Raw genomic sequence first — 14131 nt, forward strand, 5'->3', positions numbered from 1 at the left:
TGATCACTCTCTCTTAAGCCGTTTCAGCATCTCCTCCAGTGTCTGCAAGTCAGTTACGAGTACGTCGCGGGCTTTACTGCCTTCAAAAGGGCCAACAATTTTAGCCGCTTCCAACTGATCGACCAGCCGACCAGCCCGGTTGTAGCCGAGTTTAAGTTTACGCTGAATGAGCGAGGTACTGCCCTGCTGATGAATGACAATGAGCCGGGCGGCTTCGTCGAACATGGGGTCGCGGTTGTCGAGGTCCACGTCTTTATCATCGCCTTGTCCACCCTCATCGCCCACAAATTCGGGTAGTGCATAAGCGGCCTCATAGCCACGCTGATTACCTACGAAATCACAGAGTTCTTCAATTTCATTGGTATCGACAAAGGGGCACTGTAGCCGGATGATGTCAGAATTAGACGATAGCAGCATGTCGCCCATGCCCACTAACTGTTCGGCTCCGCCCGTGTCAAGGATGGTGCGCGAGTCAATTTTTGAGGTCACTTTAAAGGATAGTCGTGCGGGGAAGTTGGCTTTAATCAAGCCCGTAATGACGTTGACCGAAGGCCGCTGCGTTGCCACTACGAGGTGAATGCCGATAGCTCGTGCCAACTGCGCCAATCGGGCAACAGGCTGCTCTACTTCTTTCCCAGCGGTCATCATCAGATCGGCCAACTCATCGATAATCAGCACGATATACGGCAGAAACCGGTGCCCTTTTTCGGGGTTTAGCCGCCGTTTCACAAACTTCGCGTTGTATTCTTTCAAATTGCGACAACCGGCATCTTTCAGCAGATTGTAGCGATTGTCCATCTCGATACACAACGAGTTGAGCGTATTAACTACTTTCTTGGTATCGGTGATGATTGGCTCTTCAGAATCGGGCAGCTTGGCTAAGAAATGCCGTTCGAGTTTATTGAACAGCGTTAGTTCAACCTTCTTGGGGTCAACGAGCACTAACTTCAACTGCGACGGGTGTTTTTTATAAATCAGCGACGTCAGCAATACATTCAGACCTACCGACTTACCCTGCCCTGTGGCACCGGCCATGAGCAGGTGCGGCATTTTGGCGAGGTCGGCAATATAGATTTCGTTCGAGATGGTTTTGCCCAGCACCACCGGCAAATCGAACTTGCTGTTGCTAAACACCTCGCTGGTAATCATCGACCGCATCGATACCATCTCGCGGTTTTTATTGGGCACTTCAATGCCGATAGTACCCTGACCGGGCATCGGCGCGATAATCCGAATGCCCAAAGCCGACAAACTCAGCGCGATATCGTCTTCGAGGCTTTTGATTTTGGATATCCTGACACCTTTAGCCGGTACAATTTCGTACAGCGTAACTGTTGGGCCGATGGATGCCTGAATGGAATCGATTTCAATACCGAAGTTCCTCAACGTATTTTCAATGCGTTCTTTGTTTGCCGTCAGTTCATCGTCAGAGACCGAGCCTTTGCGGCTGTTCGGGTAGTCTGTCAGCAGATTGTTCGTTGGATATTGATACTGCGGCAGGTCGAGGGTAGGGTCATAAAGGCCGTGAATCGCAACCAGGTCGTCGTCTTCAAACGGGTCGGGTTCAAAGGCCGGCGTGGGCATTACATCCACTTCGCTATCAGGTTCGTCACTGATAGCATCGCGGTTTTTAACCGAGAACGCTACCCCTGATGATTGCGTTACCACGTCGGGTAGTGGTGTTTCTATGGGTTGATTACTTACCTGATTAGGTTGAATTTCGGTTGGTGTCTCTGCAATTGGCGTTGCGTATTTCTGAGGAGTCTGGTCAGCCGTTTCAGGAGCTTCATCGTTTTCGGGTTCATCAGTCTGTTCGCTCTCATCGAACGTCTGAAACGTCGAATCGTCGGTATATCGGCGTTTGGTTGGTCGTTGTGCCGAAAAATCGGGCATTTTCAGGTTCCGAACGTCGAAGAAGTAAACAACGAAGCTGAATAGCAGGAAGCCGATGAGTGCCAGATTGCCCCAGCCGAAGAGGCCGTAGAGAGCCACGTTGGTTTCGTAACCAATACCCCCGCACCAGACACTGGCCGTTTCGGCAGAATCAGTTGTCAGTACAACGTAGCCCAGAACCAGACTGCACCAGACAGCCGCAAACAATAGCCCTGCCGTTGTGCGCTGCAACGGCAGCAACTCGCGCCTGAAGGTGAGCTTTGCCCCCGCCAGAAATACGATTACCGGTAAAGCCAGCGCACCCACGCCAAACCACCGGAACACAAACACGTGCGCCACCGCTGCACCAGCCAGGCCCAGCCAGTTTCGCGTTTCTGTCGCCGACTCTGCCAGCGACTGTCCCATGCCCGCGTCGACCGTGCTTTGGTCGGCGTTGCCGTTAATCAAATAAGAAACAAATGCCACCAGCAACCCAACGGCCAACACCATCAGCAACACGCCCAATGTGAGCGTGAAACGCTGATCGGTAAACCAGCGGTCGAGAGCCGCTCCCCAGTTGAACGACGGCAGCCGCGACCCATTAACCGAAGCTTTGTCGCGCATCATGCGGGGTTGGCGGGGTTCAGTACGTTCGGTGTTTCGTCGGATAGTGTTTGGGCGAGGTGGTGTAGTTGGTTGAGCCATGCGATTGAGTAGGGCGGTAGCAGAAGTAAATTTCGCCCTTTTAACGAAAAACCATGCAGAATAGCGCAGAAAATATAGGCATCGGGCTAAAGTATTCCCTGGCAGATTTTCTTCGCCAGCCCCGGCCCTTCATAAATGAAGCTGGTATAGACCTGTACCAGCGAAGCTCCGGCCTGTAGTTTCTCCTGTGCATCTGCCGCCGACGCAATACCCCCGACGCCGATGATCGGAAACGCTCCTCCTGATTTAGTATGCAGATAGCGGATCACTTCCGTAGCCCGTTCGCGCAGCGGCTGCCCACTAACGCCACCCGCACCCATCTGCTCAACTATGGCAGCATCGGTCAGCAGGTTAGCGCGGCTGACAGTGGTGTTGGTGGCAATGACACCCGCGATGCCCGTTTCGGAAACGATGGCAATGATGTCGTCTAACTGCCCGTTGGTAAGATCGGGGGCAATTTTAAGCAGGATCGGCTTCGGTGCAGCATAGAGCCGATTCTCGGCCTGGAGAGCCGTAAGCAGGTTCGTGAGTGGTTCGCGTTCCTGTAAATCGCGCAGACCGGGCGTATTGGGCGAACTGACGTTGACCACGAAGTAATCGACTACATCAAACAATTCCCGAAAACTTGCCAGATAATCGCTCAGGGCCTGCTCATTAGGCGTATCCTTATTTTTGCCGATGTTGCCGCCTACAATTACACGTCGACCGCCATCAGGTTGACCTACCCGGTTACGGCCAACGTTGCGTAGCCGCTCCACTGCCGGACCAACGCCTTTGTTGTTGAACCCCATCCGATTAATCAGTCCTGCGTCGGCTTTCAGGCGAAACAGACGTGGGCGCGGGTTGCCCGGCTGCGGGCGGGGCGTTACGGTGCCTATTTCTACAAAGCCAAAACCCAGGTCGCTTAACTCGCTGACCAGCTCCGCATTTTTATCGAACCCAGCCGCCATCCCCACCGGATTTGGAAACGTTAGCCCAAACACCGTGCGTTCCAGTCGTTTATCTTCCAGCACGTATAGCTTACGGCAGATGGCCGACACGCCCGGTATCGCCAGCGCGAATTTCAGCAGCGATGTTACGGTATGGTGAATCGTTTCGGCGTCGAACCGAAACAGAATCGGAAGAAGAATGCGTTTGTACATACTTTGTAAAACCAAACCGGCAAAGATACAACACGAACTCAGCGGGGCGACTGCATATTACCCAAACAACCCCGACGACAGGTAGCGGTCGCCCCGGTCGCAGATGATGCAAACGATAACGCCCGACTCAAGCTCTTCAGCCAATTTCAGAGCCGACCATACGCTGCCCCCACTGCTCATGCCTGCAAAAATACCTTCGACATTGGCTAATTGCCGCGTTGTTTCAACAGCATCGGCTTCCGATACCTCAATGATTCGATCAACGCGCTGGGCATCATAGATTTTGGGCAGGTACTCAGTCGGCCATTTGCGAATGCCGGGAATAGACGACCCGTCGGTAGGCTGGCACCCCACAATCTGGACGGTGGAATTTTGTTCTTTCAGGAAACGCGATGTACCCATAATAGTGCCCGTTGTGCCCATCGACGACACGAAATGCGTAATCTGCCCGGCGGTATCGCGCCAGATTTCGGGGCCGGTGGTCCGGTAGTGGGCCAGATAATTGTCGGGGTTAGCAAACTGATTCAGCATCAGGTAGCCACCTTGCTGCACCTGAGCCTCGGCATAATCGCGGGCCGCTTCGATGGTTTCGCTCAGGATAACTTTTGCGCCAAACGCTTCCATGGTCAGTACGCGTTCGCGGGTCGAGTTAGCAGGCATAACCAGTTCAATGTCGATACTATAAAGCCGGGCAATCATAGCAAGGGCAATGCCTGTATTACCGCTCGTAGCTTCAATGAGCTTCATACCCGGTTTCAGATCGCCCCGCAACAAAGCTCCCTCAATCATACTGGAAGCCGCCCGGTCTTTCACGCTGCCGCCGGGGTTGTTGCCTTCTAATTTGCCGTAAATTTTAACGTTCGGATTGATTCGATTGGCACCCATCCGGTTAATTTCAACCAAGGGCGTATTACCAACTAAATCGAGCAAAGTAGCCATGAAATAATAAGTAAGGTATGCGTATTTGTGTCAAGCCGAATCACGTCTGATTAGTTCGACCGAACCCCCGAACCAGTTCTCAACAATAGTTTCATTAAACTTTTACTCTCTTTAATTGCTTGATACTGAATTTTTTGTAAACTTGCTTTACAAATGCGTAGTGTGCGGCAATTCCTTTAATGGGTCAGTTACACATCGGCATTTTGTTATTCACACCATAAAATCACATACAATGAAAGCAGCTGTTTTAACCAAACCGTTGACGAACGCGCATGTCAAGCAAATTGCGGGTCAATTCGACATGTCTGATCTCACACTTCCTTTCTGGGGATACCGCAAAAAAATGCCCATGCACCGCATTGTACGGCTCGAAGGCGAGGGCAACTACACCGTGTTTCATTTTGATGACGGCACCCAATTGATGGTTTCGCTGACGCTGAAGAAGATGCAAAGCCGGTTGCCTTCGAATGTGTTCGTGCGTCCGCACAAGAAAAACATCATCAATCTGCTGTATCTGGAAGGCATTCATCCCGACCGGCAGCAGTTGAGCGTGAGCCTTGTCAACGGCGACCGCGTTGAAGTCTCGCGCCGAAAAGCCAGCAACTTTATCAGGCAGGTGAAAGGGTTTCAGCAGGAATTACAAGCGATAGAAGCCTAAAAATCAGCAAGGCATAATCGGTTGATAGCTTAACTACCAACCGATTATGCCTTGCTGGCAACGATTTACTTTATTTTTGCTAATTCTTCGTCCCGCAGCGGCTTCCGCAGGATTTTACCAACATTCGATTTGGGTAGTTCAGTCCGAAACTCAATGTATCTGGGTACTTTGTAGGCTGTGAGGTTTTCGCGGCAGAACGCCTTGATTGTGTCAACGGTCAATTCCGGGTCTTTTTTCACGACGAAGACTTTCACGGCTTCGTTCGATTTTGCGTCGGGTACGCCAATACAGGCCGCTTCCAGAACGCCGGGACACTGGGCTACAACGTCTTCGATCTCGTTCGGGTATACGTTGAAGCCCGATACTAAAATCATGTCTTTCTTGCGATCAACGATTTTGAAAAAACCGTCTTCATTCATCACGCCCACATCACCGGTTTTAAACCACCCATCGATCATGCACTTTTCCGTTTCGTCGGGACGGTTATAGTAGCCGCCAAATACCTGCGGGCCACGCGCCACAATCTCACCCGGCTCGCCAATGGCTGCGTCAGTGCCGTCTTCACGGATAATTTTCATGTCGGTGCTGGGCCAGGGAATACCGATAGTTCCCACTCGCACCGATCCGTCGACGGGATTGGAACACAGCACGGGCGACGTTTCGGTCAGGCCGTAGCCTTCGCAGGGGGTGTTGCCGGTCAGTTTTGCCCAACGCTCGGCCACGGTAGTTTGCAAAGCCATACCGCCCGCCGACGTTACACTCAGATAGCTCCAGTCGACCTCGGTGATGCGCGGGTGGTTCAACAGGCCATTGTAGAGCGTATTGACGCCCGTAAAAGCCGTTACCTTATATTTTTTCAGATCATCAATAAACGCATTCAGGTCGCGCGGGTTTGTAATGAGCAGGTTCATAGCTCCACTCTTCAAAGCGGCTAATGCGTTGGTTGTCAGTGCGTATACGTGATATAGCGGCAACGCAGCCACAATAACGCCTTCGCCATCTGATACATTACCCGGACTCATCCAGACATGCTGGCATTCAACGTTTGAAATGATATTGCGGTGGCTTAGTACGGCCCCTTTCGATACGCCCGTTGTGCCGCCGGTGTATTGCACAAACGCCATATCCGTATTCTTGATGTCGACGGGGCGGAACGGTTGTCGGATGCCCCGGTTCAGCGCATCGCCAAACGAAATAGCGTTCGGCAGTTTATAAGCAGGAACCAGTTTCTTAACGTACTTGACAACAGCGTTTACAAGCAGTTTTTTCGGGAATCCCAGTAAATCGCCTAACTCTGTGATGACCACATGCTTAATATCGGTTCTGTCCAGAATTTTTTCCAGATTCCCGGCAAAGTTTGCCAGAATAACTATGGCCTTCGCCCCCGAATCTTTGAACTGATGCTGCATTTCGCGAGGGGTATAAAGCGGGTTGGTATTTACCACCGCCAGCCCGGCCCGCAACGCACCGAACATCGCCACTGGGTATTGCAGCGTATTTGGCATTTGAATGGCAATACGATCCCCTTTTTGCAGTTTCAAGTCGTTCTGCAAAAACGATGCGAATTGCTGCGACAGTTTATCTAACTCGCTGAACGTGATATGCTTACCCATGCAGGCATAGGCAGGGCGGTCGGCGAAACGCTGAAAGCCTTCTTCCATCAGAGCTGCCAGCGAGGGATACGCATCGGGGTTTATTTCGTGAGGTACGCCTTTGGGGTAAAAGCGTCGCCAGGGATAAGTCAAGTTAGTTTGCTGGGTCTCCATGTGGTGGCTATTGTAGGTTTTTTAGCAAAAATAAAACAAAAGCCGGAAAGGTTTGTTCGGCCAGTGCGAATAAAGACCTGACGAGAGGTAGAAATTCACCTTTTAATTAGTACCTGTGTATAAATTACTAACGTAGTCAGGATAGTTTATCAGTAGCAGGCAAATAAGTAGAAACCATACTATATATTGTCAAAGTGTGACAAATAAAAAAGGCTAATCCATTCATTACGAGCGTTTTTGCTCTGAAACGGATTAGCCTGAATTCAAACGTTGAGCCTCCTACGGGATTCGAACCTGCGACCTACGCATTACGAATGCGTCGCTCTACCAGCTGAGCTAAGGAGGCTTTTAGCTGATTGCGGGTGCAAATATAGGCGTGTATCTGTAGAGACGCAACCCTTTGCGTCTCTTTTTTTGTCTGGTTTGCGTCTCATTTTTTGCGACACGCCCGGCATTTTCGGTAAATTTGTAGCATGATTTCCATTACCAACCTGTCGTACTACCTCGGTAGCCGGGCACTTTACGAAAACGCGTCGCTGCATATCAAGCCGAATCAGAAAATCGGCCTTATCGGTCTCAACGGTACAGGGAAGTCGACCCTGCTGCGCATTATCAACGGCGAATACCAGCCCGATGGCGGCACCATATCCAAAGCAGGCGATGTTACACTCGGCTTCCTCAATCAGGATTTGCTCTCCTATCAGACCGACGACTCGATTCTGAGCGTGGCCATGCAGGCATTTGAGCGGCAAAATCAGTTGCAGAAGCAAATTGATGAGTTGCTCCACGAAATGGAAACTAACTACCGCGACGAGTTAGTCGATAAGTTAGGTAAGGTGCAGGAAGAATTTGACGCGCTCGATGGCTACACGGTACAGGCACGGGCCGAAGAAATTATGGAAGGGCTGGGTTTCAGCACCGAAGATCTGCAAAAGCCACTTCGGCAGTTTTCGGGCGGCTGGCGAATGCGTGTGATGCTCGCCAAACTGCTGCTGCAAAAACCAGCCCTGTTGATGCTCGATGAGCCGACCAACCACCTCGATTTACCCTCGATTCAGTGGGTCGAAAAATACATTCAAACCTACGAAGGAGCCGTAATCGTGGTCTCGCACGACCGTGAGTTCTTAGATAATGTGATAGATGTAACGGTTGAAGTGGCCAATGCCAAACTGAACTATTACGCCGGTAATTATTCATTTTATCTCGAAGAGAAAGCACTGCGAAATGAGATTCAGAAAGGAGCATACGAAAACCAGCAAGCCAAAATCAGGCAGACAGAGCGGTTTATCGAACGCTTCAAAGCTAAAGCTACTAAAGCTAAGCAAGCCCAAAGCCGGGTAAAACAACTGGCTCGCATGGAGCTGGTCGACGCTGTAATTGACGAATCGGCGCGGGTAAACTTTAAATTTCAGTTCTCGACTCAGCCGGGGCGGCATATCCTGCACCTCGACGATATCACAAAACACTACGGCCCCAAGCGTATTCTGACCCACGCCGACGTTCGGCTCGAACGGGGCGATAAGGTTGCGCTGATCGGAGCTAACGGACGGGGCAAATCCACGCTGCTACGGATTATTTCGGGTTCAGAGCCAGTCAACGACGGTAAGCGTGTATTGGGCCACAACGTATCGTTCAGTTTTTACGCCCAGCACCAGTTAGAATCATTGAGCGTGGATGATACGCTCTTAGATGAGCTAAAACACGCTAACCCAACCAAAACCGAAGGCGAATTGCGGGGCGTATTGGGCTGCTTTCTGTTCTCCAACGACGAAGTGTTCAAGAAAATTAAGGTGCTGTCGGGGGCGAAAAGTCGCGGGTGGCGTTGGCAAAGGTGCTGTTATCGCAGGCCAATTTTCTACTGTTGGACGAACCGACCAACCACCTCGATATGCAGTCGGTAAATATATTGATTCAGGCTCTCGAACAGTATGAAGGCACGTATGTAGTGGTCTCGCACGACCGCTATTTCGTGTCGCAGATTGCCAACAAAATCTGGTACATCGAAGACGAGCAAATCAAAGAGTACCCCGGCACGTATGACGAATACGAATGGTGGCTGGAAGAAAAGAAATCGTCCCCTGTAGAGACCGGTACGCCGGAGCGGCAAGATGTTGCGTCTCCTTCGCGCCAGCAAAAAGCGCACACCCAGACCAATGGTCAGTCAGAACACCGGTCGCCTAAAACCGCTACTGACGATGAGCGCAAAGAATGGCAACGGACACTAAAACGCTTAACGCAGCAAGTCGAAGAATCAGAAGGAAAGATTAGTCAACTGGAGGAGCGCAAAAAACGACTCGAAGCAGAACTGGCTGACCCTGCTACTTACGGCGACAGTAAACTGATGCAGGCTAAAAACGATGAATATCATCGCGTAAAAGCCGAAATTAATCAGCTTCAGGACGTTTGGGAAGCGGCTATGCTCGAGGCAGAAGAACTGGAAAAGAAAATCGCCTGACGTTTTTTGAAGAGGAACACGGATTAAACGGATGACACAGATCACCACGGATTTCAACTTTTTTTCCAAAAGCAATCTGTGTTTATCCGCTTCATCCGTTTAATCCGTGTTCCCTTTTCTATTATGACAAAGCCACTGGCCTTCGCATTTTTCATTCTTCATCTTTCACTGCCACATGCCTTTGCTCAGTCGGTGCCGAACATCGACCGGATCTATGACCCGCAGGTGCAGACGGTACTGTTGTATCCGCTTATCAGCCAAAAGCCTGCCGACCGGGATGCCGGATCGCCTACGCTCCTGTTGAATCCGCCTGTTGTGTCGCTCGATGAGCCGGTACCGCTCCAACTGGAATTCGATGATTTAACGGCTGACTACCGGTCATTTCGGGCAAAATTAGTGCATTGTGATGCCAACTGGCAGAAATCGGTACTGAACGATATTGAGTATACGTTTGAATATAACGACAACCCGATTACCGACTATGCCGTGTCGGTCAATGCCAAGGTTCCGTACTACCATTACCGCTTCACACTGCCGCGTGTCAAACTACCCGGCAACTATCTGTTAGTGGTGTATGATGAGCGAAATCCGCGCAATACAATTCTTACGCGCCGGTTTAGTACCTACCAGAACCGGCTGACGGTGGCTGCCGCCGTTCGTTTCTCGACCGACCCGGCCCGGCAGTTCACCGACCAGCAAATCGACCTCAACATCGACTACAAAGGCTATCAGGTACTTTCGCCACAAGACGACTTTCGGGTAGTCATTCGTCAGAACTACCGCGACGACCGGATTCTTACCAACCTGCGTCCGACCAACGTGCGGGCTTTCGATCAGGTGCTGGAATATCGGGTGGTCGACCTGAGCAATACCATACCGGGGGGTAATGAGTTCCGGTTTTTCGACATTCGTACAGTGGTTTCGCGTGGCAATTTTATTGAGCGCATCAACCGCCCTGCCGACCGTAACATAGCGTATGTGCAGGCCGACGTGCCGCGCAGTCAGGGCGCATACATTCAGAGCGATGACTTTAACGGCCAATACATCATCGACAATCGCGAAACGGGCAACGGAGCCACCGGGGCCGATTACATCGAGACCGTGTTTACGCTGCGTACCCCCGAAATTCCGGGGGTGAGCCTGTTCGTAAATGGTGCGTTCAATCTGTGGCAGCTAAACGACCGTAACCGTATGACGTTCGACGCCGGAGAAGGCACGTATCGGGCGGCTATTTTGCTGAAACAGGGCGTGTATAACTACAATTACGTAGTGCAGACTAGCGGTTCGCAGCCCCGTATCGATGAAATGTACATTGAAGGCAGCTATTCGGCTACGGAGAATGAGTACGAAGTGTTTGTTTATCATCGCCCGCCAGCCGCCCGCGCCGATCAGTTGGTGGGCTACCGGCGTATTGGCGTAAACCGACGAAAATGAATAACCCGGCGTAACAGGTAATCAGCTCACCTGTTTTCTTTCGTACCTTTACGCCCCAATTAACCCACAGTTACTTACTGATAGTTGGTAGCTGTTAACTGTTGCCCGAAAATGTCCTGGTTTGTCCGAAAAGATAAGGGAATTCAGACCCCGACCGAAATGAAACGGGAAGCCCCCGACGGTCTGTGGTATCAGTGTCCGAACTGCAAAAAAGCCATGCACACGCGCGAACACAAGCTGAATGCCTACACGTGCGTACATTGCAATTATCACGAAAAAATAGGTTCCGAAGCCTACTTTTCCATCCTCTTTGATAACAACACATTTACCGAACTCGACGCAAACATGATGTCGGCAGACCCACTCAATTTTACCGATACAAAATCGTATCCGGGGCGGGTAAAAGCGACCATGATGAAAACCGGCCTGAAAGATGCCGTTCGGACAGCCTACGGGCCAATGAATGATCAGATTGTGACGGTTGCCTGTATGGACTTTAGCTTCATCGGTGGCTCTATGGGGTCGGTAGTCGGCGAGAAAATTGCACGGGCCATCGATCATGCAATTGCCAGCCGAACGCCGTTTCTGATGATTTCGCGGTCGGGCGGGGCGCGTATGATGGAAGCCGGTTATTCGCTGATGCAAATGGCGAAAACGTCGGCCAAACTCGCGTTGCTGTCTCAAGCCAGACTACCTTACGTTTCGCTGCTGACCGACCCGACCACGGGGGGCGTTACGGCCTCGTATGCGATGCTGGGCGATTTCAATATTGCCGAACCGGGCGCGCTCATTGGCTTTGCCGGGCCGCGCGTGATCCGCGAAACCATTGGCAAAGATTTGCCAAAAGGCTTTCAGGAAGCCGAATTTGTACTCGAACATGGCTTTCTGGACTTCATCGTCGACCGGAAAGATTTAAAAGATAAACTGTCGAGTTTATTTGGGATGTTGGAATAGTGATAAACGATGAGTGATGAGTGATAAGTGATGAGTGGCTGATGTATGCGTATTTTACTGGCGTCAGCCACTCATCACTTATCACTCATCACTCATCACTAAAAAAATGCGCCTTGTTCGTAGCCCGGTTTTGTGTAATTACTACGTCACGTATCGCTGCAACGCAACCTGCGGCTTTTGCGATATCTGGGAGCGTCCGTCGCCCTACGTTACGCTCGACAATGCCCGTGCTAACCTGCGCGACCTTCGGCGGCTGGGAGTGCGGGTTATTGATTTTACCGGGGGCGAACCATTGCTACACCGACAGTTGCCCGAACTGCTTGAGGAGGCCAAACGGCTTGGTTTCATTACCACCGTTACGACCAACGCGCTGCTGTATCCCAAACAGGCCGAACGCCTGCGCGGACTGGTCGACATGCTCCATTTTTCGCTCGATTCGCCCGTGGCCGAAGAACACGACCGCAGCCGGGGCGTTCGCTGTTTCGATAAGGTGATGGAGTCTATTCAAATAGCCCGGCAACTCGGCGAACGCCCTGACATTCTGTTCACGGTTTTCGAGCATAACGTGCAGCAGATCAGGGATATGTATGATACTATCTGCCGCCCAAACAAGCTGGTATTGATTCTGAACCCGGTTTTTGAGTATAACGGCGTTGATACAGGCGGTGCGCTCTCAACCGACGCGCTGCAACAATTAACCAACTGGGGCAGGCAACCCGGTGTGTACCTGAACGACGCGTTTGTGCAACTCCGGCGCGACGGCGGCAACCACGTCGACAAACCCGTGTGCCGGGCGGGTAGTACCACGATTGTGATCTCGCCCGAAAACAAGCTCGTGTTGCCCTGTTACCACCTTGGTTTGAAAGATTTCTCGATTAATGACGATCTGTATACGCTCTATCGCTCGGAAGAGGTGCAGAAGATGGTGGCTTTAGAAGGTCGCTTACCCGCCTGCGAAGGCTGCGCCATCAACTGCTACATGCAGCCATCTTTTGCCGTTGACGTAAACCGGTATTTCTGGAAAGCGTTGCCGAGTACCCTGAAATACAATTGGATGAAAGGCACCTGGAAGCAGTTGTTTTAGGGCTTGGTTTCAATGCTCAACCAAAACTTTCCGCGTCAGAATTTGCCCGTCTACATCGGCGCGAAGTATATACATGCCTGATTGTAAATAGCTTGTATTCAGGGCTTTTTCATAAGCGCGTGTAGCTCGTGTCGGCTCTGCCGTTTGTAGTACCCGCCCGTTTGCATCGGTCAAAGTCAGGTGGACCAGCGCAGGTACAGGGGATAGCAGTTCTACCTGTAACGTGCCATCGGCTGGCGATGGGTATGCCTGTAGTAATGGGCCGTTATCGCGCCACGCTTCGGTTGTCGTTATCAATCCGATGGTTTGCGCAGGTTCGTAAGGCGGAATCGTTCCGGGCGTGCCAGGCTGATCGACCACAACAACGCTGATTTCCTGTATGGTCTGGCTGATTAGTGCCCCACGCCGATATTCCAACACCATAATAGCGACATTATAACGCCCTTCCTGTGTAGGAGCGTCCCAAACCAGATCACCTGTGCGGCTGTTGATTGTGAACGCACCCCGGCGAGCTACAGCGTTGGGATACTGATAGCCGTCGGCATCGCCCGGCTGACACGGAACATTGGCCAGACTCACGAGCGGCCATGCCAGCCGATACGCCAAACTATCGCCCTCAGCGTCAGTAGCTTTCAGGGGTACAATCGCTAATTGGTTTGTTTTCAACACAAGGCTGACCCACGGAAAAGATAGGGCTGGCGTTTGTCCCATACCGGCCAGAAACGTTGTCGACAGACCGAAGGGTTGATTGGGGCCACCGTTATTCCGCGCTGGGGTGCGATTAGGCACAAACGTCGTGACCCGGTATGTAGCCGGGCCGGGGTAGGTGTGTACAACTCGATAGACGTTACTACTATACTGCCGGTCATCGGTAATGACTCGGGCCACCCGAGCAACGGATTGAGTTACACCATCGCCGAAGCAAATCGATACGTTATCGTCGGCACCCGATGCCACCTGCCCGCCTATTTCGTACATATATAGGGTGACAGTGATCTCGTACTGCAAGCCACTGATGGGTTTCGTCTGAATATAGCCGCCAATCAGGTGCGTTGCCTCGGCAATGCGAACAAGCAGAAGCAGGCTGAGAAGTGTAAGCGTTTTCATAAACACGAGCAGGAA

9 protein-coding genes, 1 tRNA gene and 1 pseudogene are annotated in these 14131 nt (G+C 51.5%); 5 read left to right on the forward strand and 6 right to left on the reverse strand.

Features of this window, described 5'->3' with window-relative positions; all coding sequences use genetic code 11:
• Positions 1 to 3: 3 nt before the first annotated feature.
• From AWR27_RS22660 to cysM, 3 genes are all read right to left on the reverse strand, one after another.
• Entirely contained in the window at positions 4 to 2577 is a 2574-nt protein-coding gene (locus tag AWR27_RS22660) for an FtsK/SpoIIIE family DNA translocase (protein WP_077133298.1), read from the reverse strand.
• An 86-nt stretch (positions 2578 to 2663) separates the two neighbouring features.
• Entirely contained in the window at positions 2664 to 3719 is a 1056-nt protein-coding gene (locus AWR27_RS22665) for a quinone-dependent dihydroorotate dehydrogenase (RefSeq protein ID WP_077133299.1), read from the reverse strand.
• Between the two features lie 57 nt (positions 3720 to 3776).
• Entirely contained in the window at positions 3777 to 4658 is an 882-nt protein-coding gene (cysM, locus tag AWR27_RS22670) for a cysteine synthase CysM (RefSeq protein ID WP_077133300.1), read from the reverse strand.
• Positions 4659 to 4959: 301 nt separating this feature from the next.
• Between cysM and AWR27_RS22675 the strand changes: the two genes are divergently transcribed.
• Positions 4960 to 5316 (forward strand): LytR/AlgR family response regulator transcription factor, encoded by a 357-nt coding sequence (locus tag AWR27_RS22675; protein ID WP_232325906.1) that lies wholly within the window; start codon positions 4960 to 4962, stop codon positions 5314 to 5316.
• Positions 5317 to 5381: 65 nt separating this feature from the next.
• Here the strand turns inward: AWR27_RS22675 and AWR27_RS22680 are convergent, their stop codons facing one another.
• Positions 5382 to 7082, reverse strand: a complete 1701-nt coding sequence (locus AWR27_RS22680) for an AMP-binding protein (protein ID WP_077133302.1) — start codon at positions 7080 to 7082, stop codon at positions 5382 to 5384.
• Positions 7083 to 7355: 273 nt separating this feature from the next.
• Positions 7356 to 7428: transfer RNA gene (locus AWR27_RS22685), tRNA-Thr, on the reverse strand.
• 127 nt (positions 7429 to 7555) lie between these two features.
• Here AWR27_RS22685 and AWR27_RS22690 point away from each other — a divergent pair.
• The 4 genes and pseudogenes from AWR27_RS22690 to AWR27_RS22705 all read left to right on the forward strand — a co-directional run bounded on the left by AWR27_RS22690 (position 7556) and on the right by AWR27_RS22705 (position 13009).
• Positions 7556 to 9537, forward strand: a pseudogene (locus tag AWR27_RS22690) (ABC-F family ATP-binding cassette domain-containing protein).
• A 123-nt stretch (positions 9538 to 9660) separates the two neighbouring features.
• Positions 9661 to 10971, forward strand: coding sequence for a type IX secretion system plug protein (locus tag AWR27_RS22695; protein ID WP_077133303.1), 1311 nt, complete (start codon positions 9661 to 9663; stop codon positions 10969 to 10971).
• A gap of 111 nt (positions 10972 to 11082) precedes the next feature.
• On the forward strand, positions 11083 to 11925 hold the full coding sequence (gene accD, locus AWR27_RS22700; protein WP_077133304.1) for an acetyl-CoA carboxylase, carboxyltransferase subunit beta: 843 nt from the start codon (positions 11083 to 11085) through the stop codon (positions 11923 to 11925).
• A gap of 106 nt (positions 11926 to 12031) precedes the next feature.
• A complete protein-coding gene (locus AWR27_RS22705) occupies positions 12032 to 13009 on the forward strand; it encodes a radical SAM protein (RefSeq protein WP_077133305.1) in 978 nt (325 codons plus the stop codon).
• Positions 13010 to 13018: 9 nt separating this feature from the next.
• Here AWR27_RS22705 and AWR27_RS22710 read toward each other — a convergent pair whose 3' ends face one another.
• The gene (locus AWR27_RS22710; protein WP_077133306.1) at positions 13019 to 14116 is read right to left on the reverse strand and encodes a T9SS type A sorting domain-containing protein; all 1098 of its coding nucleotides are present in this window, start codon (positions 14114 to 14116) and stop codon (positions 13019 to 13021) included.
• Positions 14117 to 14131 lie beyond the last annotated feature (15 nt).

This window comes from Spirosoma montaniterrae (genome assembly GCF_001988955.1).
GTDB classification, from domain to species: domain Bacteria; phylum Bacteroidota; class Bacteroidia; order Cytophagales; family Spirosomataceae; genus Spirosoma; species Spirosoma montaniterrae.

What these genes read in the sequence shown, in the direction of transcription:
- AWR27_RS22660 (WP_077133298.1), bottom strand. Translation starts at nt 2,577, where the DNA reads ATGGCTCAACCAACTACACCACCTCGCCCAAACACTATCCGACGAAAC.
- AWR27_RS22665 (WP_077133299.1), bottom strand. Translation starts at nt 3,719, where the DNA reads ATGTACAAACGCATTCTTCTTCCGATTCTGTTTCGGTTCGACGCCGAA.
- cysM (WP_077133300.1), bottom strand. Translation starts at nt 4,658, where the DNA reads ATGGCTACTTTGCTCGATTTAGTTGGTAATACGCCCTTGGTTGAAATT.
- AWR27_RS22675 (WP_232325906.1), top strand. Translation starts at nt 4,960, where the DNA reads ATGTCTGATCTCACACTTCCTTTCTGGGGATACCGCAAAAAAATGCCC.
- AWR27_RS22680 (WP_077133302.1), bottom strand. Translation starts at nt 7,082, where the DNA reads ATGGAGACCCAGCAAACTAACTTGACTTATCCCTGGCGACGCTTTTAC.
- AWR27_RS22695 (WP_077133303.1), top strand. Translation starts at nt 9,661, where the DNA reads ATGACAAAGCCACTGGCCTTCGCATTTTTCATTCTTCATCTTTCACTG.
- accD (WP_077133304.1), top strand. Translation starts at nt 11,083, where the DNA reads ATGTCCTGGTTTGTCCGAAAAGATAAGGGAATTCAGACCCCGACCGAA.
- AWR27_RS22705 (WP_077133305.1), top strand. Translation starts at nt 12,032, where the DNA reads ATGCGCCTTGTTCGTAGCCCGGTTTTGTGTAATTACTACGTCACGTAT.
- AWR27_RS22710 (WP_077133306.1), bottom strand. Translation starts at nt 14,116, where the DNA reads ATGAAAACGCTTACACTTCTCAGCCTGCTTCTGCTTGTTCGCATTGCC.